Source organism: Paraburkholderia heleia NBRC 101817, from assembly GCF_000739775.1.
Classification (GTDB): domain Bacteria; phylum Pseudomonadota; class Gammaproteobacteria; order Burkholderiales; family Burkholderiaceae; genus Paraburkholderia; species Paraburkholderia heleia.
In genome coordinates, this window is sequence record NZ_BBJH01000013.1 from 16,477 (window position 1) to 42,024 (window position 25,548).

The following is a 25,548-nucleotide window of genomic DNA, read 5'->3' on the forward strand; positions in this document are numbered from 1 at the left end:
CGCACGCAAGAAGCGCACGAACGACACCGCAAGATCCGGCTGTTATTTTTTCTCACATATCGGTGAGAATCCTTCGTTATACGGCGCGTGTTGCTCGCCTTACGATACGCGTACCTTCGCGCCGGTGATTCGTGCAAACGCGCGCCCGCGCGCAACTCCGTGCTCACTCAGCGCCACTTCACATGAACCCGATCGAACTCGCGCAACTCATCTTCCTCGCCGCCCTATGGGGCGGGTCGTTTCTGTTCATCCGCGTCGGCGTGACCGACTTCGGCGTCGCGCCGCTGATGGCGCTGCGCGTCGGCATCGGCGCGCTGTTCCTGCTGCTGGTGCTGTTTTCACGCCGCCCCGCACGCGAAGCGCTCGGCACGCTGCGCGAACGCGCGTGGCCGCTTTTCATTGTCGGCATCCTCAATTCGGCCGCGCCGTTCTGTCTCTTCGCGTGGGCCGAGCTTACGCTCTCCGCGGGCGTCACGTCCGTGATCAACGCGACTACGCCGCTGTGGGGGGCGGTCGTCGCGTATGCCTGGCTCAAGGATCGTCTGAGCGGGTTGCGCGTGGCCGGGCTCGCGATCGGCTTCGCGGGCGTGCTTGCGCTGGTGTGGGATCAGGTCGTGACGCACGCCGGCGACGGCGCGTCACCCGCCGGCGCTGCGCTCGCCGCCCTCGCGGCGCTGGTTGCAGCGGCGCTGTACGGCGTCGCTGCGAGCTACACGAAGCGCCATCTCACGGGCGTCGATCCGCTCACGGTCGCTGCCGGGACGATGACGGGCGCAACGCTCGTGCTCGCGCCGTTCGCCGTGGCAACCTGGCCTGCTACACCCATCTCGCTGCACGCGTGGGGCGCAGTGCTGGGCCTTGGCGTGGCGTGCACGGGTATCGCGTATCTGTTGTTTTTCCGCCTGATCGCAGCGGTAGGCCCGGCGCGCGCGATCACGGTGACGTTCGTGATCCCGATCTTCGGTATTCTGTGGGGCGCGCTCTTTCTCGGCGAGCGCGTGTCGATGGGCATGGTCGAGGCGTGCGCGGCGATTCTCGTAGGCACCGCGCTCGCAACCGGCTTCGTGAAGCGCTTGCCGGGTTTCACTGCGCGCCGCAGCGGGGCAGGCGCAGAACGCTAGCCGGGCAGTGCGCGTACGAGACGCTCGAAGCGGGTGCGTTGTGACCGCCATGCAGGCGATTCGCCACGCTGCGTCCGACGAGCGGGATCAGCGAAATCGCGCGGCGACCAACGTCGCGCGATTTGCATTTTCGTGCGCGCTCAAGCCGCCGCGCGAGGCACGGCTTCGACTTCCTTCTCCCGATCGCTGCGGCTACCGCGCCCGATCGACAACGTCGCGACGATCATCGCCCCCGGCACGAGCAACCCTGCGGAATAGACGAGCCCCGCAGCATCGCTGTGTGTCGCATCCTTGAGCCAGCCCACCACCCAGCCCACCACCCAGCCCACCACGAGCGGATTCGCCGCCGAGCTGATGTTGCCGATCGCATCGATCACGATGCCCACTGCGCGCGCCTGCGGCGCGAACGCCTGATCGGGTGTCGTCCAGAAGATCGGCATCGCCGTGTACGACCCCGCCGATGCCAGGCACGCCGAGCAGTTGCACGAGCGGCGCGCCGCCTTGCGCCGTCAGCACGCAGCCAATCCCCGAGAGCGGATTATGCGAGCGGCCTACGCGTTGTCTGTCCTCAATTTGGGTACAGCTGCGCATTGCGCGCTGTTCGGGAATGCCCGGGCCCAGACGTCATGCCGGTTTTACGCAGAGGAATATCAGGTCGAGTGGCGAACCACAAAAGTCGTCATTCATGGATTTTGAATACCCGGTAAATCGAAGAGCGGTAATTGAGGCGGATTCGCTAATAATGGGAGTTCATATCCCGCAAATTATTCCGTCAATACGCGTTCAGCACCATTTATGCGATTCAATAATGGAAACTGAAAGCCGTCAGTCAGTCTTTATCAAGCCACAAGCGCCTGCCCGGGCGCGGTCTATTGGCGCGTCAACGAGCGCGTTCGATTTTTCGACGCTAAACTTCGCTCTCATATACGCGCGGGTCATTAGTGAACATCTGGACGTGAAGGTATTTGTTCTGTCCACGTGACAGGTGCGCAGTGCTTTTTTATTTGCGCCGATACCGAATCCGCACAATTCGTGGTTGTGCCCGATGCATGGCGTCATGCTGAATCGATTGAATCGGGGAAATAGATGAAACCAGGAAGATTCGTCTGGCACGCTCATGCAGTGCGCGGGGCGCTCACCGCGCTTTGCGCCTTTGGCGCGGCGAGCGCGCAAGCGGACAACACGTTCGGCGTGCAGCTCGGAGCGGGCATCGCGGACCACGACGTGAAAAAGCTCGACCTCGGTTTCGTGTGGGATCCGGGCCTGCAGTGGTGGCACATCGGCGGGTATCACTTCACGCTGGTTGGCGAGGCACACGTCGCCTACTGGAAGCTGAACGCACCGGATGCCGTCTACTCGCATATCTGGGAATACGGCGTGACGCCCATTTTTCGCTTCATCAGGGACAGCGGCTGGTTCAAGCCGTTCATCGAGGCGGGCGTGGGCTTGCACTTTCTCTCGCATGTCCGGCAGACGCCAGATCGCGCGACATCGACGTCGTTGCAGTTCGTCGACATGGTCGGCGTTGGCGCGCAGTTCGGCGAGCATGGAAACTATCAGGCCGGGTTCCGTTTCCAGCATTTGTCGAACGCGGATATCAAGGAGCCGAATCCGGGCACGAACTTCAGTCAGATCTATTTCCAGTACAACTTTTAGGGCGCCGGCGAGTCGCCGACGAGCCTTCCAGTGACGCGCTCCCTGTCGCGCGGGCGTCAGTCGATTCCCGCAACCCGTTACACTGTGGGTATTGGTGCGGTGCACCACGCGTTGCGCCGCCGACCGGCATTTTCCATAGCGACTCGCCGGGGTCGCAGACCAGGAGTGAGGACGAGGCATGGCAATCGAATCGGTAGGGATTGTGGGCGCAGGCACGATGGGCAACGGCATTGCCCAGGCCGTGGCGGTGGCGGGGCTCAAGGCGGTGATGATCGACGTCACTGATGCGGCGCTCGCCAGGGGCATCGCCACGCTCACCCATAGCCTCGAGCGGCTCGTCTCGAAGGGCAAGCTCGAGGCCGGCGCACGCGACGCCGCGCTCGCGCGCATCGAGACGACCACCGACTACCAGCGCCTCGGGAGCGTCGATCTCGTGATCGAGGCGGCGACCGAGAACGCCGAGCTCAAGACGCGCATTCTCAAGCAGATCGAGGCCGCGGCCCGCCCCGACGCGATCGTCGCATCGAACACCTCGTCGATCTCGATCACGGCGCTCGCGACCACGCTCGCCGACCCCTCGCGCTTCATCGGCATGCACTTTTTCAACCCGGTGCCGATGATGCCGCTCGTCGAAGTGATCCGCGGTCTGCAGACGCGGCCGGACGTGGCCGAGTCGGTACGCGAAATGGCGCTGCGCCTCGGGAAGACGCCGATCGCCGTGAAGAACGCGCCGGGCTTCGTGGTGAACCGCATTCTGGTGCCGATGATCAACGAGGCGTTTTTCGTGCTCGCGGAAGGCATTGCGAGCGCCGAGGAAATCGACGCCGGCATGAAGCTCGGCGCCAATCATCCGATTGGACCGCTCGCGCTGGCGGACCTGATCGGCCTCGACGTGTGTCTTTCGGTGATGGATGTGTTCCTGAAGGACTTCGGCGACTCGAAGTATCGTGCGTGCCCGCTGCTGCGCGAGATGGTCGCGGCGGGCCAGCTCGGCCGCAAGACCGGCCGCGGCGTGTATCAGTACGACAAGGTGTCCTGAGGCCTCGCGCCGGGCTTCAGGCGAGCACGCTCACGCGGTATTGCGTGACTTGCCGATAGGTCTTGCCGGGCTGCAGCACCACTTCGTCGCAGGCGGGCGCTTCCATGTTGATCTGGTTCGGGAAGCCGCCCGCTTCGAGGCAAAGCCCCGCATAGCGCGCGCACGTCGCGCCCCGGCGTCCCGGCTGCCCCTCCAGATAATTCCCCGTATAGAGCTGCAGGCCGCGCTGATCGGTCGAGACGGCAAGCTCGCGTCCGCTGCCCGGCTCGTAGACGCGCGCCACCGGCCGCACCGGCCAACGCCCCGGCGCGGCGTGCAGCGTGCCTGCCGTGCTCTCGGGGGCGCGCAGCACGTAGCAGTGGTCGAAACCGCGTGCGCGCTCGAGCTGGGCGTGCGGCCAGTCGAGCCGCCCGCCGAGCGGCGCGCCATGGCGGAAGTCGAAGGCGCTGCCCGAGACGTCGGCAATGCGCGCGGGAATCAACTGCGGATCGACTTCGAGGAAGGCGTCCGCGTCGATCGTCAGCACATGGCCGCGAATGTCCGGGCTCACCTCGCCGGAGAGGTTGAAGTAGCCGTGGCTCGTGAGATTCAGCGGCGTAGGCGCGTCGGTCACGCCCTCGTATTCGAGCGTGAGCGTGCCTTCGTCGTCGAGCGTATAGCGCACCTGCACGCTCACGTTGCCCGGAAAGCCGCCGTCGCCTTCGGGCGAGTCGAGCCGCAGCACGAGCGACCCCCGGTCCTCTTCCACCTGCCACATCTGCCGATGAAAGCCGTTCGCGCCGCCGTGCAGCAGATTGCCGTTCTCGTTGCGATCGAGCGGATAGTCGATCCCGTCCAGCGTGAAATGCGCACCCGCGATGCGGTTGGCCCAGCGCCCGACCACGCCGCCCATATACGTGGTGGCCGCGAGATAGTCCGCCGGCGTGTCGTGGCCGAGCATGATGTCCGCGAGGCGGCCGGCGCGATCGGGCGCGAACCACGAGACGAGCGTCGCGCCGAGGTCGCTGATCGTCACCTTCATGCCCTGCGCGTTGCGCAGCGTGTAGAGCCGCACGGCGTCGCCGCCGGGCAGGGCGCCCCACGGTTCGGAAGTCAGATGGGCAGCAAGAGTGTTCATGAGCTGAAGGGAACGTATGAAGAAAGCGTGATTGTCCGGGAAGGCCGAAGCCGCTTCATCAAGTGGACAGGCGCGGGTCCGAAGCGTTCGCGACGCTGTCCTGATATTCGCGCGGCGTGCATCCCAGTTCGCGCCGGAATACGGCATACATGTATTGCAGCGACGTGAATCCGCAGCGGATCGCCACTTCCGCACTCGAGGCGTCGCGGCTCGCGAGCATCGCCTTCGCGGCGTCGAGTTTGTGGCGCAGGATTTCCTGGTGGACCGTGCACTGCAGTTCACGCCGGAAATAGTCTTCCAGCGACGAGCGCGAGACGCCCACGTAGTCGGCCACCTGCTCGGTCTTGATGCCCTGGCAAGCGTACTGGCGGATGAAGTGGCGCGCACGCATGACATGCGGGCTCGACAGCGGTTCGTGCCGGGTCGATTCGAGCACGTTGATGCCCACGGGCGGAACCAGGATGCGTTGGCCCGGAAAACGGGCGCCGCGCAGCATCTGGTGCAGCAGGTGGGCGGCGGTCTTGCCCATCTCCTCCGTGCCCTGGATGACCGACGAGAGCGGAATGCGCGTGAGCGTGCGGGTGAGCGGATCGTTGTCGATGCCGATGATCGCCACCTGCTCGGGCACGGCAATGCCGTGAATCAGGCAGGCCTGCAGCAAATGCCGCGCCCGTGCGTCCGTCACGGCGATCACGCCCACCGGCTTGGGCAGGCTGTGCAGCCAGACGCTCAACTGCTCGATGGCCTGGTTCCACGCGCTGGCGCTGGTCGCCTGGCCCCGGTAGATCGGCGCCTGCAGGCCCTCTTCGCGGGCGAGCGCCTGAAACGCCAGCTCGCGCTCCTGCGCCCAACGGTTTTCTTGCGCGACGGGCAGGCTGTACATCGCGAAATTGGGCAGGCCCGCGCCGATCAGATGCGTCCACGCGAGCGAGACCAGTTTGCGGTTGTCGGTCGCGATATAGGGCACGTCGGCCGGGTACTGGGCCGCATCTTCGAATGACGAGCCCACGGCGACCACCGGCAGCGGGCAGCCGCGCAGGGCATCGGCCACGTCGGGGTCGTCGAAGTCGGCGATGATGCCGTCCCCGTCGAAGCGCTCGATGCCCGCCAGGCGGCAGCGGAAGTCTTCCTCGAGAAAGAGGTCCCACGCGACGCGCGTGGAGCGCAAATAGTGGCCGATCCCCGCAATGATCTCGCGGTCGTACACCTTATTTGCGTTGAAGAGCAGCGCGATGCGGTGGGGCGTCTGGGAAGCGGGGGCGCGGGTCATGTCGTGTCGGCGGCTGTTCGCCCGGCTTGGTGCGCCTGCGGAAAGCCGCACTGTCTCCAGTTCGGGCGCGGTGCACGCAAATGAGCGCCGCGCTACGATGTCTCTCGCGCCGGTGGCGCGTCGTTTTAAGCGTCCGGCTATTTTAGGCCCACATTCGGTTCGCGGGCACAACGGCCGCGCCGGTCGGCAGGAAACATTACAGGTCTCACGCAATTTCGCAATTGCCGCACTTTGCGCGTCGCGGGCAGTATGACGTCACACAGAGGGATGCACGCTGCGCCGCTGCGCTGCAACAACATTGGAGACATCATGTCGTATTTCGAACATATTCCCGCCATTCGATACGAAGGCCCGCAGTCGGACAACCCGCTTGCGTACCATCACTACGACCGTACCAAAAAGGTGCTCGGCAAGACGCTCGAGGAGCATCTGCGCATCGCGGTGTGCTACTGGCATTCGTTCGTCTGGCCCGGCAACGACATTTTCGGCCAGGGAGCGTTTCACCGCCCGTGGCAGCAGCCCGGCGACGCCATGGAGCGCGCGCGCCAGAAGGCCGATGCGGCGTTCGAGTTTTTCTCGAAGCTCGGCACGCCTTACTACACGTTCCATGACACCGATGTCGCTCCGGAAGGCAAGGACCTGAAGGACTACACGGAAAACTTCAAGCGCATGGTCGACTACCTCGGCGAGCGTCAGCAGGCGAGCGGCGTGAAGCTGCTCTGGGGCACCGCCAACCTGTTCTCGAATCCGCGCTACGCCGGCGGCGCCGCCACGAACCCCAACCCCGAAGTCTTTGCGTATGCGGCCGCTCAGGTTTGCCAAGCGCTCGACGCGACGCGCAAGCTGGGTGGCGAGAACTACGTGCTGTGGGGCGGCCGCGAAGGCTATGACACGCTGCTCAATACCGACCTCAAGCGCGAGCGCGAGCAGTTCGCGCGCTTCCTTTCGATGGTGGTCGAGCACAAGCACCGCACCGGCTTCACCGGCACGCTGCTGATCGAGCCGAAGCCGCAGGAGCCGACCAAGCACCAGTACGACTATGACGTTGCGACGGTGCACGGCTTCCTCACGCAATACGGTCTGCAAAACGAAATCCGCGTGAATATCGAGGCGAATCATGCGACGCTCGCGGGTCACTCGTTCCATCACGAAATCGCCACGGCGTTCGCTCTGGGCGTGTTCGGCAGCGTCGACGCGAATCGCGGCGACCCGCAAAACGGCTGGGATACGGACCAGTTCCCGAACAGCGTAGAAGAGCTGACGCTCGCGTTCTACGAGATCCTGCGCCACGGCGGCTTTACGACGGGCGGCATGAACTTCGACGCGAAGGTGCGCCGCGCGAGCATCGATCCGGAAGACATGTTCTATGGTCACGTGGGGGCGATCGACGTGCTCGCGCTGGCCCTCGAGCGCGGTGCTGCGCTCGTGGAAAACGACCGGCTCGAGCAGTTCCGCAGCCAGCGTTACGCGGGTTGGGACAGCGAGTTCGGCCGCAAGATTCTCGCAGGGGGCTATTCGCTCTCGTCGCTCGCCGCCGATGCGCTCGCGCACGGCATGAATCCGCAGCACGCGAGCGGCCAGCAGGAGCGGCTCGAGAATGTCGTGAACCAGGCCATCTACGGTCAGCGCTAGCCGTGCCACGGCGCGCGCGAAAAAACATTAGCGCGCGCCGTCAAATTCGCAATTGCGCAGCTTGCCGTTGAGGGCAAACTGACGCAAAAAAATCAGGACGGAGACATGTTCATCGGTATCGACCTCGGCACGTCGGGCGTGAAGGCCGTGCTGCTCGACCGCGCGGGCGATGTGCTCGGCAGCGCGAGCGCGCCGCTCACCGTGAGCCGGCCACAGCCGCGCTGGTCCGAGCAGGCGCCGCAAGACTGGTGGCTCGCCACGCAGAGCGCATTGCGCGCACTCATCGACGAGGCGCGCGGGCGCGGCATCGACCCGGCACGCATCGAGGCGCTCGGCCTGACCGGCCAGATGCACGGTGCGACGCTGCTCGACGCGCAGGGCGAAGTGCTTCGCCCCGCCATTCTGTGGAACGACGGTCGTTCGGATACCGAATGTATCGAACTGGAACGTGCCGTGCCGCAGTTGCATGCCATCGCGGGCAATCTCGCGATGCCGGGGTTCACGGCGCCGAAGCTCTTATGGGTGCGCAAGCACGAGCCGGAGATCTTCGCGCGTATCGCGCACGTGCTGTTGCCGAAGGATTATTTGCGCTGGCTGCTCACGGGCGTATTCGCCACCGATGCGTCGGATGCCGCCGGCACGCTGTGGCTCGACATCGCGAAGCGAGACTATAGCGAGACCTTGCTTGCGGCGTGCGGCCTCACGCGCGCGCACATGCCGGACGTATTCGAAGGCAACCAGGTGACCGGCTCGCTGCGGCCCGAACTCGCGCGCCAATTCGGCCTGCGCGACATTCCGGTCGTGGCGGGCGGGGGCGACAACGCGGCGGGCGCGGTGGGCGTGGGCATCGTACGGCCCGGCGACGCGATGCTTTCGCTCGGCACTTCGGGCGTCTATTTCGCGGTTTCGGACGGCTTTCTCGCCAATCCCGACTCCGCGGTGCACAGCTTCTGTCATGCGTTGCCGCACACGTGGCATCTGATGTCGGTGATGCTCAACGCGGCCAGTTGCCTCGACTTCACGGCGCAGTTGACGGGCTACGAAAGCGTCGCCGCGTTGCTCGCCGATGCGCAAGCGAACGCGAACGCCGGGCGCGATGCGCGCCGGCCGTGGTTCCTGCCGTATCTCAGCGGCGAGCGCACGCCGCACAACAACGTCAACGCGAAGGGCGTGTTCTACGGCATGACCCCGCAGACCTCGCGCGCCGATCTCGCCAACGCCACCCTGGAGGGGGTAGGCTTCGCGCTGCTCGACGGCATGGACGCGCTGCACGCGGCGGGGCTCGTGCCGGACACGATCACCGTAATCGGCGGCGGCTCGCGCAGCGCCTGGTGGACGCAGATGCTCGCCGATATCAGCGGCCGCGCGCTCACGCTGCGCGCGGGCGGCGAGGTAGGTCCGGCGCTCGGCGCCGCGCGCCTCGCGCATCTCGCGATCGAACCGGGCGCGACGCTCGACGAAGTGTGCCCGCAGCCGCCCGTGCTGGCGGTTCGCGAACCCGACACTGCTCGTCACGCGTGGTATCGCGAGGCGCGCCGTCCAACCTTCAACGCGCTGTATCGCGCACTCGAACCGGTTTTCGCAACCGGCGCCTGATTAGCGGCGCCGGCGAGGAAAAAACTGCACGGCCAGTGTAGTCGTGCAGTCGATTGGTAGTCCTACGGTTATACCGCACGCTGTGCCGTTTTGCGTGTGTTCCGCAATTGCATCGGCAACAACCTGAAAACCATCGCCGCGGCGGCGACGCGTTCGCGCGTGCCTGCGTATCGGCATCAAGAGGAGTATGGAGACATGAATTTCACCAAACGTCGTTCGGTTCTGAGTTCGCTCGTGTGCGCAGCCGTGCTCGCGAGCCTGTCACTTGCCGCCCCGCTTGCGCATGCGAGCAAGGATCATCCCGAGATCGGCTTCTGTATCGATGACCTGCGTGTCGAGCGCTGGTCGCGCGACCGCGACTATTTCGTCGCTGCCGCGGAAAAGATGGGTGCGAAGGTGTCGGTACAGTCGGCTGACGCCAGCGAAGAACGCCAGATCTCGCAGATCGAGAACCTCATTTCGCGTGGCGTCGACGTCATCGTGATCGTGCCGTTCAACTCGAAGACGCTCGGCAATGTTGTCGCCGAAGCGAAGAAGGCAGGCATCAAGGTCGTTTCGTATGACCGCCTGATTCTCGACGCCGATATCGACGCGTACATTTCCTTCGACAACGAGAAGGTGGGCGAACTCCAGGCGAAGGGCGTCTACGACGCACAGCCCAAGGGCAACTACTTCCTGCTGGGCGGCGCGCCCACCGACAACAACGCGAAGATGCTGCGTGCAGGACAACTGAAGGTCCTCAAGCCCGCCATCGACCGTGGCGACATCAAGGTGGTCGGCCAGCAGTGGGTGCCGGAGTGGAGCGCTTCGACGGCGCTGCGCATCATGGAAGACGCGCTCACCGCGAACAACAACAAGATCGACGCAGTCGTCGCCTCGAACGACGGCACGGCCGGTGGCGCGATCCAGGCGCTCGCCGCGCAGCATCTCGCGGGCAAGGTGCCGGTCTCGGGCCAGGACGCGGACCTCGCCGCGGTCAAGCGCGTGGTGGCGGGCACGCAGACCATGACGGTCTACAAGCCGCTCAAGCTCATCGCGAGCGAAGCCGCGAAGCTCGCTGTCGATCTCGCGAAGGGCCAGAAGCCCGCGTACAACGCGCAGTACGACAACGGCAAGAAGAAGGTCGATACGGTGCTGTTGCAGCCGACGCTGCTTACGAAGAGCAACGTGGACGTCGTCGTGAAGGACGGCTTCTACACGCAGGCGCAACTGGCAAGCCAGTAACGCTTATGGCCTGACGGCCCGCGCGCGACACGAGTGTGGCCACGAAAGTGGTCACGGATGTGATCACTGCGTCGCGTGCGGGCCATCGCAGCGAGTAACCAGCGTATGACCGAACCCTTGCTGACGATGCGCGGCATCGTCAAGTCCTTTGCGGGCGTGAAAGCGCTCGACGGCATCGACCTCACGGTGCGGCCCGGCGAATGCGTGGGCCTGTGCGGTGAGAACGGCGCCGGCAAATCCACGCTCATGAAAGTGCTCTCGGGCGTGTACCCGCATGGCACCTGGAGCGGCGAGATCCGTTGGGAAGGCGCGCCGCTCGAAGCGCAAAGCGTGCGCGACACCGAACGCGCGGGCATCGTCATCATCCACCAGGAACTGATGCTCGTGCCCGAGCTGTCGGTCGCGGAGAACATCTTTCTCGGCAACGAGATCACGCTCCCGGGCGGCCGCATGAATTACGCGGCGATGTACCAGCGCGCCGACGCATTGCTGCGCGAGCTGAACATCGATGCCATCAACGTGGCGCAGCCGGTGATGAACTACGGCGGCGGCCATCAACAGCTCATCGAGATCGCGAAGGCGCTGAACAAGCGCGCGAAGCTGCTGATTCTCGACGAGCCGTCGTCGTCGCTTACGGCGGCGGAAACGAAGATCCTGCTCGACATCGTGCGCGACCTGAAGCGCCGCGGCGTGGCGTGCGTCTACATCTCGCACAAGCTCGACGAAGTCGAGGCCGTGTGCGACACGGTGAGCGTGATTCGCGACGGCCGTCACGTGGCCACCGAGCCGATGGCGACGCTCACCACCGACCGCATCATTGCGATGATGGTGGGGCGCGAGATCCGCAATCTCTTTCCGCGCGAGCCGCACGATATCGGCGAGGTCGTGTTCGAGGCCCGCAACGTGACCTGCCATGACGTGACGAACCCGCGCCGCAAGCGCGTGGACGACGTCTCGTTCTCGGTGCGTCGCGGAGAGATCCTCGGCGTGGCCGGACTGGTTGGCGCGGGCCGCACGGAAACGATGCAGGCGATCTTCGGTGCGTACGCGGGCGCATGCACGGCGACGGTCCTGCTCGAAGGCAGGCCACTGAAAATCCGCTCGCCGCTCGACGCGATCAAGGCGGGCATCGCCATGGTGCCCGAGGACCGCAAGCGTCACGGCATCGTGCCGCAACTGGGCGTGGGCCACAACATCACGCTCTCGGTGCTGCAGCGCTTTTCCCGGCATGGACGCATCGACACGGCCGCCGAGCTCGATACGATCCGCACGGAGATGCAGCGCCTTTCGGTGCGCGCGGCGAACCCCATGCTGTCGATTGCGAGCCTCTCGGGCGGCAATCAGCAGAAGGCGGTGCTCACCAAGATGCTGCTCACCGACCCGAAGGTGCTGATCCTCGACGAACCGACGCGCGGCGTGGACGTCGGCGCGAAGTACGAGATCTACAAGTTGATCTTCCAGCTGGCCAAACGCGGCGTGGCGATCGTGATGGTGTCGTCCGAGTTGCCCGAAGTGCTGGGCATCAGCGACCGCGTGCTCGTGATCGGCGAGGGCGAGTTGCGCGGCGACTTCGTCAACGACGACCTCACGCAGGAAGACATTCTTGGCGCGGCGATCCAGAGCGTGCGCGCCCAACCCGATACAGCGAGTGCAGTATGACCCCCGACGTCACGACCCAAGGCGCACGCGAAGACCTGCCACAAGGCGGCAACGGCTTCGCCATGCGTTTCCAGCAACTCTTCGCGCGCTACAAGATCCTCGCGCTGCTGCTCGCAGTGGCCGTGATCTGGCTGTTCTTTTCGCTGCTCACGCATGGCGCGTTCGTCACGCCGCGCAACGTGTCGAATTTGCTGCGGCAGATGTCGATCACCGGGATGCTCGCGTGCGGCATGGTGTTCGTCATCATCGCGGGCGAGATCGATCTTTCGGTCGGTTCGCTGCTGGGCCTGCTCGGCGGCGTCGCGGCGATTCTCGACGTGAATCGCGGCTGGCCCATCGGCGTGACCGTGCCGGTGGTGCTCGTGCTTGGCGTGCTCGCCGGACTCTTCAACGGCTGGTGGTCGACGTACCGCCGCGTGCCATCGTTCATCGTGGGGCTCGGCGGCATGCTCGCGTTTCGCGGCGTGCTGCTCGGCATCACGGGCGGCTCGACGATCGCGCCGGTGTCCGATCACTTCGTGTTTCTCGGCCAGGGCTATCTGCCGCGCGTGGCGGGCGACGTGCTGGCGCTCGCGCTCTTCGTGCTGCTCGCCGTGCTCACGGTGCGCCAGCGCGCGAACCGCAGGCGCTATCAGCTGAGCGTCGTGCCGCCCTGGCAAGACGGCATGAAGATCGTCGGCGCGGGCGCGATCCTGCTTGCATTCGTGCTGATGCTCGACAGCTACGGCGGCATTCCGGTGCCCGTCCTGCTGCTGCTCGCGCTGCTCGGTATCTTCACATGGATCGCCACGCAAACCGTGTTCGGCCGCCGTATCTACGCGGTGGGCTCGAACCTCGAGGCGACGCGTCTTTCGGGCGTCAACACGAACCGCGTGAAGCTCGCCATCTTTGCGCTCATGGGCCTCATGTGTGCATTCGCGGGCATCGTCAATACGGCGCGTCTCGCGGCGGGCTCGCCCTCGGCGGGCACGATGGGCGAACTCGACGCGATCGCGGCCTGCTTTATCGGCGGCACGTCGATGCGCGGCGGTTCGGGCACCGTGTACGGCGCGCTGATCGGCGCACTCGTGATGGCGAGCCTCGACAACGGCATGTCGATGCTCGACGTGGACGCGTATTGGCAGATGATTGTGAAGGGCGGCATTCTCGTGCTTGCGGTGTGGATCGACGTGGTGTCGGGCTCGAACCGCCGTTGAGAAACGCGTGACGGACACGATTGCAAACCTGATATCGCTGCGAAAAGGATGACCGTGTTCTCGCATCGCGCGTGACACCGCGACGTATCGCTAGCGGATAACTGCCACGCGCAGTTGCTCTCCTCGTGCGCCCCGGGCGCGCTTTCGGGGCGGGACTCATGTCCCGCCCTTTTTCTTGCCCGTGACCGGTCGGCGGCGTCGCATCGGGCGGCGCATGTTCGACGCGCCGGCAATCGATTCCTGCCACAATCGTTCGCACCTGTGCAGGGCGGCGCACGCACGAGATGTGCGCGAATCATTGCCATCCGCAAGGCCGCCGTCAGCCATGGCACGCCGCCGCAATGCGTTCGCGCGCGTGCTCGCCGATTTGTCGCTTTACCGGTGCAACCGCTGCAACTGCTGCATGCGCTGTCGCGTTGCACCGAATCGTGCCGTGAGGTTGTGCCAGCGTCTTGCCAACTTCGCCGGCGCGATGCCGATCCTACGGAGACAAGCCGACCATGCCCACTCTTTGCGAAATCTGTAATGCCCGGCCTGCAGTCGCACGCGTGACTGTCGTGCAAAACGGGCAGCGCAGGTCCATGTCGATCTGCGACTACGACTACCGTCAGCTGATGCGTCACCAAAGCATGCTCAACCCGTTCGATTCGCTGCTGGGCGGCAGCGGCCTGTCGCGCTTTTTCGGCGGACAAGGCGGCGAGGAAGCGCGCGACGACGAGGAGCACGACTTCGCCGCCGAGGTGCCGCGCGAATCCGTGGACGCGACCGATGCGTTCAGCGAGCAGACGCTCGAAATCCTGCAGCGCGCCGCGGAAAAAGCCCATGAACTGCAGCGCAATGAACTCGATACGGAACACTTGCTGTACGTGCTCGCGGACACCGATGTTTGCGCCGCACTCCTGAAAGAGTTGAAGCTCTCGCCGCAGGACATCAAGGACTATATCGATCAGCATGCGCAAAAGGGTACGGCTTCGCCCGCCGCGTCCATCGACAGGATGACGATTTCGCCGCGCCTGAAAAAAGCGTTTCAGTTCGCGTTTCAGGCATCGCGCGATCTCGGTCACTCGTACGTCGGCCCCGAGCATCTGCTGATCGGTCTCGCCGCGGTGCCCGACAGCATTGCGGGCGCGCTGCTCAAGAAGTACGGCGTGACGCCCGAGGCGTTGCGCCAGAAGGTCGTGAAGGTGGTGGGCAAGGGCGCGGAAGACGGCCGCGTCGATGCGCCTACGGGCACGCCCACGCTCGACAAGTTCGGCCGCGACCTGACGGCCATGGCGCGGCAAGGCAAGCTCGATCCGGTGCTGGGCCGCGCGCAGGAAATCGAGAGCACGATCGAGGTGCTCGCGCGGCGCAAGAAGAACAACCCGGTGCTCATCGGCGAGCCCGGCGTGGGCAAGACTGCCATCGTGGAAGGGCTCGCACAGCGCATCGTCAATGGCGACGTGCCGGAGGTGCTGCGCGGCAAGCGGCTCGTGGAGGTGAACATCAACTCGATGGTCGCGGGCGCGAAGTACCGCGGCGAGTTCGAGGAACGCGCGAAGCAGCTCATTGACGAGGTGAGCGCGAAGCACGACGAGCTGATTCTCTTCATCGACGAGCTGCACACGATCGTCGGCGCGGGACAGGGTGGCGGCGAAGGCGGCCTCGACATTGCCAACGTGCTCAAGCCTGCTCTCGCGCGCGGCGAGTTGAGTCTCATTGGCGCCACGACGCTGAACGAGTATCAAAAGTACATCGAGAAAGACGCGGCGCTCGAACGGCGCTTTCAGCCCGTGCTCGTGCCGGAGCCTACGGTCGAGCAAACCATCGTGATCCTGCGCGGCCTGCGCGACAAGCTCGAAGCCCACCATCAGGTGACCTTCGCCGACGACGCCTTCGTGGCCGCCGCCGAACTGTCGGATCGCTACATCACCTCGCGCTTTTTGCCCGACAAGGCGATCGATCTCATCGATCAGGCGGCGGCGCGCGTGCGCATCGGTTCGACCTCGCGCCCGGCCGAGATGCAGGAACTCGAAGCGGAGATCGCGCAGCTCAAGCGCGAGCAGGACTACGCGGCTTCGCGCAAGCGCTTCGACGAGGCCAAGGGTTTCGAGGAGCGCATCAACGAAAAGCAGGAGAAACTCGAAGCGCTGACCGAGGCGTGGCAGCGCAAGACGGGTTCGGAAACGCTCGAAGTCACGGTGGCGTCGATCGCCGAGGTCGTGTCGCGGCTCACGGGCATTCCGGTCGCGGATCTCACCCAGGAAGAGCGCCAGAAGCTGCTCAAGATGGAGGCGACGCTGCGCGAGCGCGTGGTAGGCCAGGAAGACGCCGTGGTCGCCGTGAGCGACGCCGTGCGCCTTTCGCGCGCGGGACTCGGTCAGCAGAACCGGCCGATCGCGACCTTCCTGTTCCTCGGGCCGACCGGCGTGGGCAAGACCGAACTCGCGAAGGCGCTGGCGGAAACCGTGTTCGGCGACGAGCAGGCCATCATCCGCATCGACATGAGCGAGTACATGGAGCGTCATGCGGTGGCGCGGCTCATCGGCGCGCCGCCGGGCTACGTGGGCTACGACGAGGGCGGCCAGCTTACCGAGCGCGTGCGGCGCCGCCCGTACAGCGTGATTCTGCTCGACGAGATCGAGAAGGCGCACGCCGATGTCTACAACGTGCTGCTGCAAGTGTTCGACGACGGGCGGCTAACCGACGGCAAAGGCCGCGTGGTCGACTTCAGCAACACGATCCTGATCGCCACGAGCAACCTCGGTGCGTCGATCATCATGGACAACCTCGAGCGCCCCGAGAAGTCGCGCCTCGACGAGAAGACGATCCGCGCCGAACTCATGAAGGTGCTCAAGGGCCATTTCCGGCCCGAGTTCCTCAACCGCATCGATGAAATCATCGTGTTTCATGCGCTCTCGCGCGAGAACATCCGCGCGATCGTGCAGATCCAGCTCGAACGCGTCACGCGCACGGCGGCCGCGCAGGGCATCACGCTCCTGATGGGCGAGACGCTCGTCGATCATCTCGTGGAGGCCGGCTATCAGCCCGAGTTCGGTGCGCGCGAACTCAAGCGGCAGATTCGCCAGGAGGTGGAAACGCGGCTTGCCAAAGAGATACTCGGCGACGCGCTGCAGTCCGGCGATACCGTCGAGATCGGCTACGACAAGACGAACGGCGAAGTCACGATCAGCAAGGTCGCCGTGGCGCCCGACGTGAAGGAGAGCAAGCCGGCGAAGAAGGCGAAGAAAACGGCGGCGGCGCCGGTCGACGAAATCGCGGACGAAATTGCCGCCGACGACATGGAGGGCGACCCACCGCCGCCTTCGAAGAAGAGCGTCAAGGGCGGCGGCAAGCCGAAGCCTGCCTGAGCGCGTGGAGCAACGGCTGGCGCACCGCAACGTGCGCCAGCTTTTTTCAGCGTGAGTAATAATCAGGAGTTCGGATCAACTGGCGGCGATGCGCCACCACGTGGGTAGCAGCGCACGCACGCCGGGCTGCGCGAAGCGGTCGTCCAGCAGGTGCACGACGCCGCGATCATGCTCGCTTCGGATCACGCGTCCGGCGGCCTGCACGACCTTGCGCAGGCCCGGAATCAGGTAGGTATAGTCGAAGCCGTCGCCGTAGAGCGCATCCATGCGTGCGCGCATCGCCTCGTTCACGGCGTTCACCTGCGGCATGCCGAGCGTCGCGATGAAGGTGCCGATGAGGCGCGTACCCGGCAGATCGATGCCTTCGCCGAAAGCGCCGCCCAGCACCGCGAAACCGATGCCGCGGCCGCCTTCCACGAAGCGTGCGACGAAAGCCTGCTGGCCCGCCTCGTCCATGCTGCGCGACTGGAGCCAGATGTCCACCTCCGCATGACGCGCCGCGAACGCGTCGGCGGCTTGCTGCAGATAGTCGTAGCTGCTGAAAAAGCACAGATAATTGCCGGGGCGTTCGGCATATTGCGCGGCCACGCGCTCAACCAGCGCTTCGAGCGAACGTTCGCGGTCCTTATAACGTGTCGAGATATGGCGGGCGATGTGGACGTCGAGCTGCTCGGCGCGAAATGGCGTGTCGATGTCGATGCTCACCGTGTTGGCAGGCAGGCCGAGCATGTCGCAGTAGTAATGCGTGGGCGAGAGCGTTGCCGAAAAAAGCGTGATGCTGTGTGCCGTGGCAATGCGCGCTCGCAAGGCATCCGCTGGCACGATGTTGCGGATCGCGATCGTCGAACGCGGGCGGCGTGCGCTTTGATGCGCCAGTGGGGTGACGTCGAAGAGCGAATGCGCATCGAAGCGTTCGGCAATGCGCGTGAAGTGCAGGGCGTCGAAATAGAAGCGCTCGAGTTCGGGGTCGCGCACGAGCGCGGGTTCGGCGAGCTGGTCGCCGATCGCCCCGATCACGTCGCCAAGCGCGGCGACGAGGCCTGCGGGCAAGGTGTCGCTTGCGTGCCAGGCGCCAGGCTGCACGGCGTTTTGTGCGTTCCAGTGTTTCTGCAGGCGCGCGAGCGCGCGCTTTAGCGGTGCGCTTGCGCCGCGGCGCACGGCGTCGATGCGCGTTTGCACGAGTTCCGCCGAATACATCGCGCGGGCGCGCTCGGGGAGGTTGTGTGCCTCGTCCACGAGCAGGCTCGCGCGCCACTGGTTGTGCGCGGCAAGCATGAACAGCATGGCGCTCGTGTCGAACCAGTAGTGATAGTCGCCGACGATCACGTCGCTCCAGCGCGCGAGTTCCTGGCCAAGGTAGTAGGGGCATACGGCATGCTCGCTCGCGACCTCGCGCAGTGCTGCGCGATCGAGCCGCACGCGTTCGAGCGCTGCGGCACGCGCGGCCGGCAGACGGTCGTAAAAGCCGCGTGCGAGCGGGCACGATTCGCCATGGCAGGCCGCCTCGGGATGCTCGCAGGACTTTTCGCGGGCAACGAGTTCGAGCACGCGCACGGGCACCTTCGTTCGTTGCGCATTGGCGTTGGCTTCCGCTTGTGCGCTCGTGAGCCTGGCAAGCGCGTCGAGCGCCAACTGACGCCCTGAACTTTTCGCGCTCAGAAACACGACCTTGTCAATCGCTGCGCGCGGGCAAGCCTTCAACTGCGCAAAGAGTGTGCCGATGGTCTTGCCGATGCCGGTGGGCGCCTGAGCGAGCAGACAGCGCCCCTGTGTCGCCGCGCGCCAGACGGCTTCGGCAAGATCGCGCTGGCCGTGCCGAAACTGCGGATGCGGCAGGCGCAGCGCGGCGAGCGCGGCGTCGCGCGCGGCGCGGTGGGCGCTTTCCTGCCCGGCCCAGGCGACGAAGCGGCGGCATTGCGTTTCGAACGCGGCGCGCAATGCCGCCGCGCTCGCAGGCTGGACGAGCGCCGTCTCGCGGCCCGAACCGATGTCGTAGTACACGAGCGCGAGTTCGAGTGCATCGAGGCCGAGTTTTTCGCACAGGAGCGCGCCGTAGACGCGCAACTGCGCCCAGTGCAACGCGCGCTGGTTCTCGCGCATCGCTTCGAGGTCGCCGCGATAGGTCTTGAACTCTTCGAGCCTGCGGCGCGCGGGGTCGTAGCCGTCGGCGCGTCCGCGCACGGTCAGCGATCCGAACGTGCCGGAAAGCGCGATCTCGGTCTCGTAGCCGGGCGGCCGGCGTGCGGCGATGGCCGCGTGGCCGGCGCGGCCGTCGCTTGCGTCGGGCGAGGGCGTGAAGCGCAAGTCGAGGTCGCCGCGCTTCGCGGTGAACTCGCACAGCGTGCGCACGGCGACGGTGTAGCTCATAACGAGCGCGGCGCCTGGGCGGCGCTGTCGCTGGTTTCCTCGGCTTCGCCGGGAAGGTTGGGCCAGCGCACCTTCAACACGGAAACCGGCATGCGGTGTTGCACGCAATAGGCAAGCCAACGGCGCTGGTTGTCCTGCAGGCGGTCGCCGGGGCCTTTTACCTCGATCAGTTCGTAGCGATGCTCGTGCGGCCAGAAGCGCACGAGATCCGGCAGGCCCGAACGGTTCGCAACGGGTTCGCGCAGCAGGCGCTCGAACCACAGGCGCAGATGCGCGGCGGGGAAGCAGTCGAGGGCGAGCACGAGCAACTCGTCGCTCAATGCGGGCCATGCGACGAACGGCGACTGGGTGCCGGCCTTTTGCGCATAGCGCCGCAGAATCGAGTCGCGGTAGGCGTGCGTTTCGAGTTCGGCGAGGCATGTTTCGAACTGCGAAGCACGGCGCGCGACGAAGTCGGCGGCGTGCAGGTCGGCGGGGCCGCGCTGGAACGGATGGAAGAACGCGCCTGGCAGCGGCGCGAACAGCGCGGGCCAGCAGAGCAGGCCGAAGAGCGCGTTGATCAGCGTGTTCTCGACATAGAACACAGGCGCTTGCGGCGTGGCGAGTGCGATGCGCGCGGCTTCCTCGACGCGCAGCACCCCAGGTGCCGCGGGCAGCGTGAGTTCGAGCTGCGCGAACCCGCGCCCGGCGCTCGTCTTCGAGTTCGCCCGCGTGCGTGCGAGACGCCCGAGCGTGCGTGCCGCGCGCTGCGCCTGCTCTTCGTTTTCGGGCGCATCGGCAATGGTCCGCGCGAGCGCCAGCGCTTCCTCGCGGCGGTTCAGTTGTTCGAGCACGCGCACGCGGCGGTAGCGCGATTCAGGATGGCCGCAGTCGAGATAAGCGCGCCACGCGAGTTCCGGTTTGCCCGCGCGTTCGGCGGCGAGCCCCGCGGCGTGACGCAGTTTGTCGTGGCGCGCGCGCAGCCACGCGTTGCCGTGCGTGCACGGGGCCAGCGCGTCGAGCGTGTCGAGTGTCGCGGCGATGGCGGCGGCAGCGGCAGCGTCGAACTCCTGGTCCCGGGTTGCGCTTTCGAGTTCGTCGCGGCAATCGCGCAGCGCCAGATACGCGTCGATATCTTCGCGCCGCTGGAACGCGCGCGAGGCTCGATCGAAGGGCACGCTTTCGTAGCGAAAGACGCCGAGGTCGGCAAGCACGAACTCCGACCAGTCCTGATGCAGGTTACCGAAGAACATGAGGCGCAGGCGCTCGCAGAGCGGGGCGCTCGCGAACAGCAGCACGGTGTCGGGCGAGGCCGGGAACCAGGCATGCCAGTCGCGCGGCTCGGGCGCGGCGGCGTAATGTGCGTCGAGCGCCTCGAGCGTTGCCGCGCGCGTGGCGCGCGGTTCGAGCGCAACGCCAAGGCGCGCGGCGAGCGCCTGCAGTTCCGCTTTCGTGACCAGCGCGGCGAGCGCGGCGAGATCGAGCGCGGGCGTGCCGTCGAGCCAGCCCGCCGCGACGAGCGGGGCTGCCGCCGCGCGCGGGCAGCCGATCTCGTCGTACGCGAGACGGCTCACGCGGAAATGGGGTCCCTTGCGCATCAGCATGCGCACGAAGAGCGCGCGCGACGCCTGCGGCATCCGGGCGAAACCGTCGGCGAAGCCGCGCTCGGCGTCGTCGAGCAGGTCGGCGCAGCGCGTGTCGAGCCACGCCAGCGCACGCTCGAAGTTCGCGAGGTAGTAGAACGGATCGGGAGAATCGGGGAGCACGCCGGGCACTGTACGGATATACAGCGGCGATGATAGCAGGGTCGCGCGGGGGCGCGAGCGCCGTAAGGGATTCCCCGCCCCGTACGCTACAATTGCCGCAGCCTGAAAATCGGATGAGCGATGAACAAACGTAACGCATGCTTCGCTGGCCTCGCGGCCGCCGTCACCCTGCTCGCGGGATGCGCGGCGCAGTACCGCAATACCAGCGCCTGCGAAGAGGCAATGCGTAACCGCCTTGCCGGGACGACGCTCGGCGACCTGAAAGTCACGCATAGCGCGACGACCTATCGCGGCGCGCGCGTGGTGATCGAAGGGCGACTCGAGAACGGCGCGGCGTCGGCCGCCGCGGCTGCCTCGGTTCCATCTGCCTCGGCGGCATCGGCGGCATCGGCCGCGTCGTCGGCGGCGCCCGCTGCGGCGCAAAGCGCCGACGAGGCGCCCACGGTCACGGCGCCGACGGTGCAGGCGGCTGCGCTGCCCGGCACGATTTCGGTTCCTACCGCTCCGGTTGCCCAAGGCGGCGCGCCGGGGGGCCAGCCGACCACGCCGGTCGCGGCGCTGATCGCGAAGCTTGGCATCAAGAAAGCTGTGGTCACGCCGGCGGCCGCGGAGTGCACCTTCAACGAGTCGGGTCTCGCGACGTTCCGCTGGCTCGCGCCGCCGAAGCTCGCGAAGACCACGCCCGACCCGAACGCCGGGAACGACTGACGCGAAGAATGGCCCGCTGCCTGCAGGCGTGACCGGCGGGGCGCATTGATCCAGAAGGAAAATGGCGGCGAGGCAGGGAGTTTGCCGGGTCGGATCGAATGTAGAGGAAAGTTGCCGCGCGGCCGGTTTGGGGAGTCGCGACCGCGGTCTGGCACGCGTCGGCGCGCCGGATGGCGGGACTGGATCGAGGGCCACCCCGCGGTTTTTGCACAGCGGGCCGCCGGACCGGTAAAATGTCTGGTTGATCCACGGAAACTGGCCGTGGCGTAGCCGAAGGGATTACCCGAACATGAGTGATTTTCATCAACGTCTTGCCGCACGCGCACTCGCGCTTCTGATGGCGGGCGGGCTGGTCGCCGGCTGCAGCGCGCCGACGCCAGGCAAGATTGATTACCGTAGTGACGCCAAGGCGAAGCAGTCGTCGCTCGCCGTGCCGCCGAACATGCTCGACGAAGCGTCCGACCAGCGCTCGCTGGCGCCACAGGGCGGGGAGACCTCGTTGTCCTCGCTCAAACAGACCCAGGCCGCCGCGCCGCAGTCCGACGAGACCCAGGTGGTTCCGCAGGTACCGGGCATGCATATCCAGCGTGACGGCACGGAAAGCTGGCTCGTCATCGACAGCCGCACGCCCGACCAGGTCTGGGCGCAAGTGCGCCGCTTCTGGCAGGAACAAGGCTTCCTGCTCGTGGTGGACCAGCGCGACAAGGGCGTGATGGAAACGGACTGGAACGAAACCCATCCGAAGATCAGCGACGGCCTCATCCGCAACACGCTCTCATGGGCCACGGGCAACTCGTACGTGACCGCCGAGCGCAACAAGTACCGCACGCGCCTCGAAACGTCGCCCAGCGGCGGCACCTATGTGTTCATCAGCCAGAAGGGTCTGAGCGAACAGCTCTCGGGCACCAACAACGACACCAGCAAGTGGGTGCCGAAGCCCAACGATCCCGCGCTCGAAGCCGAGTACCTCAAGCGCCTCATGATGACGCTCGCGAACGCGAAGCCGGGCGTGCCCGACGCGCAGATCGCGGCCGAAGCCGACGCCAAGGCCAACAGCAAGGGCGACGCGAAGTCGAAGGGTCCGGACGCCGCTGCAGCCGCCATGGCCGCGCAGAATGTCGCGGCCGTGGGCCAGCAATCGGGCAGCGGCTCGTCGAACGCGCAGGGCACGTCGGGCCAGTACAGTTCGACGGAACTCACGCTCGGCGAGCCGTACGACCGCGCATGGGTGCGCGTGGGCATCGCGCTCGACCGCGCCAACTTCACGGTGGACGATCGCGACCGCACGAAGGGCATTTACTACGTGCGCTACGTCGATCCGAAGGACCACAGCTCGGACGAACAGGGCTTCTGGAACCAGATCTTCCACGGCCGCAAGGAAAAGACCGCGAAGCAGTACAAGCTGAACGTGCGCGCCGTGACCGACAACCAGACGCGCGTCGCGATCGTGGACGACAGCGGCCAGATCGACGCGTCGCGCCCGGCACAGGAGATCATGAGCCTCGTGGTCGACGAACTGCACTAAGCATTGCGCCGCATTTTGCCTGAGCCGGCATCGGCCGGACTCGTTGGCGGAATGCCGTAAAAGAAAAACCCGCCTGCGTTTCGCAGGCGGGTTTTTTCATGCACGCGCACGTCGTACGTCGTACTCAGTGCGGAATCATCCAGGTGAGCACGTTCTGCTGCAGCCACACGAGGATGCCGAGCAGCACAGTCAACAGGATCGAGTGCTTGAACGTCTTCGCGAACACATGGCCTTCCTTGCCCTTGAGGTCCGTGGTCGCGACGCCCGTCGCGATGTTCTGCGGCGAGATCATCTTGCCCATCACGCCGCCCGACGAGTTGGTCGCCGCCATCAGGATGGGATTGAGGTTGAGCTGTTTCGCGGCCACCACCTGCAGGTTGCCGAACAGCGCATTGCCCGAGGTGTCGCTGCCCGAGAGGAACACGGCGACCCAGCCGAGGAAGGCCGAAACGAGCGGGAAGAACGCGCCGACCGAAGACACGCCAAGGCCCAGCGTATAGGTGAGCCCCGAGTAGTTCATGAGGAACGCGAGCCCGACGATGGTCGCGACCGTGAGGATGGCGATGCGCGTCTGCACCCAGGTATCGACGATCGCGACGCCGAAATCGGCGGGCTTCAGGCGCACGACGAACGCGGTGATGATCGCCGCGACGAGAATCGCCGTGCCGGTGGCGAGCGGCTGGAAGTCCCAGATCGCGCCATAGGCCGTGTTGTAGAGCGTGATGTAGACGGCCTTGTCGAGGCCCGGCCACGGCACTTTCACCTCGCCGATCGTGAAGACCTTTGCGAGGGTCCAGATGATCACGACGGCCGCGACGATGATCCACGGATACCAGCCCTGCGCGCCCGTCACGGCGCCGCGCGTTTCGTTTGCGCGATCGACCTTGATGGTGAAGCGCGGATCGGGTGCGGGCTTCCACACGCGCAGGAACAGGATGGTGAGGATCAGCGAGACGAGCGACGAGAGCACGTCGGTGAGGCTGTAGTTGATGAAGTTGGCGGTGACGAACTGCGTGAGGGCGAAGCTGCCGCCCGAGACGAGCAGCACCGGCCAGATGCGCAGCATGCCGCCCACGCCCGCGTAGATCGCGATGACATAGAACGGCAGCAGCAACGCGAAGAACGGCAACTGGCGGCCGACCATCTGGCCGAGCAGATCGGAGGGCAGGTGCGTGACTGCGCCGAGCACGGTGATCGGCACGCCGAGCGCGCCGAAGGCCACGGGTGCCGTGTTGAAGATGAGCGTGAAGGTCAGGGCTTCGAGCGTCGGAAAGCCGAGCATGATGAGCAGCGAGCTCGTGATGGCGATAGGCGTGCCGAAACCGGAAATCCCTTCGAACAGCGCGCCGAACGAGAAGCCGACCACGACGAGCACGATGCGCCGGTCGTTGGGCAGATTGTCGAGCAGCCACATGCGAAACGCCGCGAAACGGCCCGAGCGCAGCGCGATGTTGTAGAGCAGGATCGCCGTGACGACAATCCACATCACCGGCCAGAGTGCGAACACCACGCCCGCGAGCACCGAGCTGATCGCAAGATTGACCGGAAACTGCCAGCCGGCGATCGCGACGGCGAGGCCGACCACGAGCCCCGCGAGCGAGGCCTGCCATGCGGGCCGCCGTGCCCAGCCGAGGAGGGCGAGCACGGTGAGAATGGGCAGCACGGCGACCAGAAACGAAAACAGCAGCGAATTGCCAATGGGGGTCAACAGCTGGTGGAACATCACGTCTCCTTTATGCTGGTTCGTTATTGGCGCGGCAGTGCGGCAGCGTGCGCCGGGGCGCGTCGTCGGCTGTGGAGTTCGGTGCGTGGCCAGGCGGCCGAGTTAAGGCGGTGCTTCAATCCCCGCTAGCCCACTTGGAGGATAGATAACGACACGGGAGCGTCAAGGAGGGAAAGTACGGTCCGGCACCGTTTTGTGGCGCATTTTGCGGTGCGGCTCCAGGCGCGAACGTCAGTGATGCCAGTGCCCTCCGCCGCCGCCCCAGTAGCCGAAGCCGAACGAGACGGCGGGCGCGCCCCAGCCCCAGCCGTACGCGGGGTAAGGGTAGTAAGCGGGGTAAGCCGCGGGATAAGCGGGATAGGCCGGCCACGCAGGAACGGCGATCGCAACGGGCGGCGAGGGATAGAGCGGTCCCGGATACTGCGCGTCGGGCACGGCGGCTGGAGCCGGGTTCGGCGCCGTTTGCGCGACGATGGTCTCATGCTGCGTGGCCGCGACGGGCACGGTGCCGTAGTAGTAGGGCGGGTAGCCGTAGGGGGCGTAGTAATAGCAGCCGGAAAGCGCGGGCAGCGCGCTCGTGGCGGCGATCACAAGCACAGACGGACGTTTCATGGCGGGCT

At 65.9% G+C, this 25,548-nt stretch carries 18 protein-coding genes; 11 read left to right on the forward strand and 7 right to left on the reverse strand.

What is annotated here, in order from left to right; all coding sequences use genetic code 11:
* Positions 1-182 precede the first annotated feature (182 nt).
* Complete coding sequence (locus BHE01S_RS13210; RefSeq protein ID WP_042264655.1) at positions 183-1,121, forward strand: DMT family transporter; 939 nt, start codon at positions 183-185, stop codon at positions 1,119-1,121.
* Between the two features lie 140 nt (positions 1,122-1,261).
* On the opposite strand, the gene BHE01S_RS13215 is transcribed toward BHE01S_RS13210, so the two are convergent.
* Positions 1,262-1,561, reverse strand: coding sequence for a hypothetical protein (locus tag BHE01S_RS13215; RefSeq protein ID WP_042264657.1), 300 nt, complete (start codon positions 1,559-1,561; stop codon positions 1,262-1,264).
* A gap of 646 nt (positions 1,562-2,207) precedes the next feature.
* Here BHE01S_RS13215 and BHE01S_RS13220 point away from each other — a divergent pair.
* On the forward strand, positions 2,208-2,777 hold the full coding sequence (locus BHE01S_RS13220) for an acyloxyacyl hydrolase (RefSeq protein ID WP_042264659.1): 570 nt from the start codon (positions 2,208-2,210) through the stop codon (positions 2,775-2,777).
* A 178-nt stretch (positions 2,778-2,955) separates the two neighbouring features.
* Positions 2,956-3,816, forward strand: coding sequence for a 3-hydroxybutyryl-CoA dehydrogenase (locus BHE01S_RS13225; RefSeq protein WP_042264661.1), 861 nt, complete (start codon positions 2,956-2,958; stop codon positions 3,814-3,816).
* 16 nt (positions 3,817-3,832) lie between these two features.
* Here the strand turns inward: BHE01S_RS13225 and BHE01S_RS13230 are convergent, their stop codons facing one another.
* Positions 3,833-4,933: an aldose epimerase family protein gene (locus BHE01S_RS13230; RefSeq protein WP_042264663.1), complete on the reverse strand. Its 1,101-nt coding sequence runs from the start codon at positions 4,931-4,933 to the stop codon at positions 3,833-3,835.
* A gap of 58 nt (positions 4,934-4,991) precedes the next feature.
* Complete coding sequence (locus BHE01S_RS13235; RefSeq protein ID WP_042264665.1) at positions 4,992-6,203, reverse strand: XylR family transcriptional regulator; 1,212 nt, start codon at positions 6,201-6,203, stop codon at positions 4,992-4,994.
* Between the two features lie 309 nt (positions 6,204-6,512).
* Here BHE01S_RS13235 and xylA point away from each other — a divergent pair, with 309 nt between their 5' ends.
* From xylA to BHE01S_RS13265, 6 genes are all read left to right on the forward strand, one after another.
* Positions 6,513-7,835, forward strand: coding sequence for a xylose isomerase (gene xylA / locus BHE01S_RS13240; RefSeq protein ID WP_042264955.1), 1,323 nt, complete (start codon positions 6,513-6,515; stop codon positions 7,833-7,835).
* Between the two features lie 105 nt (positions 7,836-7,940).
* On the forward strand, positions 7,941-9,431 hold the full coding sequence (gene xylB, locus BHE01S_RS13245) for a xylulokinase (RefSeq protein ID WP_042264668.1): 1,491 nt from the start codon (positions 7,941-7,943) through the stop codon (positions 9,429-9,431).
* A gap of 195 nt (positions 9,432-9,626) precedes the next feature.
* Positions 9,627-10,655 carry a D-xylose ABC transporter substrate-binding protein gene (xylF, locus tag BHE01S_RS13250; protein ID WP_042264957.1) on the forward strand — a complete coding sequence of 343 codons (1,029 nt, stop codon included), beginning with the start codon at positions 9,627-9,629 and terminating at the stop codon, positions 10,653-10,655.
* Between the two features lie 105 nt (positions 10,656-10,760).
* Positions 10,761-12,314 carry a D-xylose ABC transporter ATP-binding protein gene (xylG, locus tag BHE01S_RS13255; RefSeq protein WP_042264670.1) on the forward strand — a complete coding sequence of 518 codons (1,554 nt, stop codon included), beginning with the start codon at positions 10,761-10,763 and terminating at the stop codon, positions 12,312-12,314.
* A complete protein-coding gene (locus BHE01S_RS13260; protein ID WP_042264672.1) occupies positions 12,311-13,510 on the forward strand; it encodes a sugar ABC transporter permease in 1,200 nt (399 codons plus the stop codon). Before xylG ends, BHE01S_RS13260 begins: the two co-directional genes overlap by 4 nt.
* A 500-nt stretch (positions 13,511-14,010) precedes the next feature.
* Positions 14,011-16,860, forward strand: coding sequence for an ATP-dependent Clp protease ATP-binding subunit (locus tag BHE01S_RS13265; RefSeq protein ID WP_042264674.1), 2,850 nt, complete (start codon positions 14,011-14,013; stop codon positions 16,858-16,860).
* A gap of 75 nt (positions 16,861-16,935) precedes the next feature.
* Here the strand turns inward: BHE01S_RS13265 and BHE01S_RS13270 are convergent, their stop codons facing one another.
* Positions 16,936-19,227: an ATP-dependent DNA helicase gene (locus tag BHE01S_RS13270; RefSeq protein ID WP_042264676.1), complete on the reverse strand. Its 2,292-nt coding sequence runs from the start codon at positions 19,225-19,227 to the stop codon at positions 16,936-16,938.
* The gene (locus BHE01S_RS13275; protein ID WP_042264959.1) at positions 19,224-20,972 is read right to left on the reverse strand and encodes a VRR-NUC domain-containing protein; all 1,749 of its coding nucleotides are present in this window, start codon (positions 20,970-20,972) and stop codon (positions 19,224-19,226) included. Before BHE01S_RS13275 ends, BHE01S_RS13270 begins: the two co-directional genes overlap by 4 nt.
* A 120-nt stretch (positions 20,973-21,092) precedes the next feature.
* Here BHE01S_RS13275 and BHE01S_RS13280 point away from each other — a divergent pair, with 120 nt between their 5' ends.
* Both BHE01S_RS13280 and bamC read left to right on the forward strand, forming a co-directional pair.
* Positions 21,093-21,680 carry a hypothetical protein gene (locus BHE01S_RS13280; RefSeq protein ID WP_042264678.1) on the forward strand — a complete coding sequence of 196 codons (588 nt, stop codon included), beginning with the start codon at positions 21,093-21,095 and terminating at the stop codon, positions 21,678-21,680.
* A gap of 289 nt (positions 21,681-21,969) precedes the next feature.
* Entirely contained in the window at positions 21,970-23,205 is a 1,236-nt protein-coding gene (bamC, locus tag BHE01S_RS13285) for an outer membrane protein assembly factor BamC (RefSeq protein ID WP_042264680.1), read from the forward strand.
* A gap of 124 nt (positions 23,206-23,329) precedes the next feature.
* On the opposite strand, the gene BHE01S_RS13290 is transcribed toward bamC, so the two are convergent.
* Together BHE01S_RS13290 and BHE01S_RS13295 are read right to left on the reverse strand one after the other, a co-directional pair.
* A complete protein-coding gene (locus BHE01S_RS13290) occupies positions 23,330-24,928 on the reverse strand; it encodes an L-lactate permease (RefSeq protein ID WP_042264683.1) in 1,599 nt (532 codons plus the stop codon).
* Positions 24,929-25,159: 231 nt separating this feature from the next.
* Positions 25,160-25,540 carry a hypothetical protein gene (locus tag BHE01S_RS13295; protein WP_042264960.1) on the reverse strand — a complete coding sequence of 127 codons (381 nt, stop codon included), beginning with the start codon at positions 25,538-25,540 and terminating at the stop codon, positions 25,160-25,162.
* Positions 25,541-25,548 lie beyond the last annotated feature (8 nt).

Bases quoted from the DNA above. Each gene is read 5' to 3' on its own strand.
- BHE01S_RS13215 (WP_042264657.1), bottom strand. From the start codon at position 1,561: ATGCCGATCTTCTGGACGACACCCGATCAGGCGTTCGCGCCGCAGGCG.
- BHE01S_RS13295 (WP_042264960.1), bottom strand. From the start codon at position 25,540: ATGAAACGTCCGTCTGTGCTTGTGATCGCCGCCACGAGCGCGCTGCCC.
- BHE01S_RS13225 (WP_042264661.1), top strand. From the start codon at position 2,956: ATGGCAATCGAATCGGTAGGGATTGTGGGCGCAGGCACGATGGGCAAC.
- BHE01S_RS13235 (WP_042264665.1), bottom strand. From the start codon at position 6,203: ATGACCCGCGCCCCCGCTTCCCAGACGCCCCACCGCATCGCGCTGCTC.
- BHE01S_RS13290 (WP_042264683.1), bottom strand. From the start codon at position 24,928: ATGTTCCACCAGCTGTTGACCCCCATTGGCAATTCGCTGCTGTTTTCG.
- BHE01S_RS13265 (WP_042264674.1), top strand. From the start codon at position 14,011: ATGCCCACTCTTTGCGAAATCTGTAATGCCCGGCCTGCAGTCGCACGC.
- xylA (WP_042264955.1), top strand. From the start codon at position 6,513: ATGTCGTATTTCGAACATATTCCCGCCATTCGATACGAAGGCCCGCAG.
- BHE01S_RS13220 (WP_042264659.1), top strand. From the start codon at position 2,208: ATGAAACCAGGAAGATTCGTCTGGCACGCTCATGCAGTGCGCGGGGCG.
- BHE01S_RS13280 (WP_042264678.1), top strand. From the start codon at position 21,093: ATGAACAAACGTAACGCATGCTTCGCTGGCCTCGCGGCCGCCGTCACC.
- xylF (WP_042264957.1), top strand. From the start codon at position 9,627: ATGAATTTCACCAAACGTCGTTCGGTTCTGAGTTCGCTCGTGTGCGCA.
- BHE01S_RS13270 (WP_042264676.1), bottom strand. From the start codon at position 19,227: ATGAGCTACACCGTCGCCGTGCGCACGCTGTGCGAGTTCACCGCGAAG.
- xylG (WP_042264670.1), top strand. From the start codon at position 10,761: ATGACCGAACCCTTGCTGACGATGCGCGGCATCGTCAAGTCCTTTGCG.
- xylB (WP_042264668.1), top strand. From the start codon at position 7,941: ATGTTCATCGGTATCGACCTCGGCACGTCGGGCGTGAAGGCCGTGCTG.
- BHE01S_RS13210 (WP_042264655.1), top strand. From the start codon at position 183: ATGAACCCGATCGAACTCGCGCAACTCATCTTCCTCGCCGCCCTATGG.
- BHE01S_RS13260 (WP_042264672.1), top strand. From the start codon at position 12,311: ATGACCCCCGACGTCACGACCCAAGGCGCACGCGAAGACCTGCCACAA.
- BHE01S_RS13230 (WP_042264663.1), bottom strand. From the start codon at position 4,933: ATGAACACTCTTGCTGCCCATCTGACTTCCGAACCGTGGGGCGCCCTG.
- bamC (WP_042264680.1), top strand. From the start codon at position 21,970: ATGAGTGATTTTCATCAACGTCTTGCCGCACGCGCACTCGCGCTTCTG.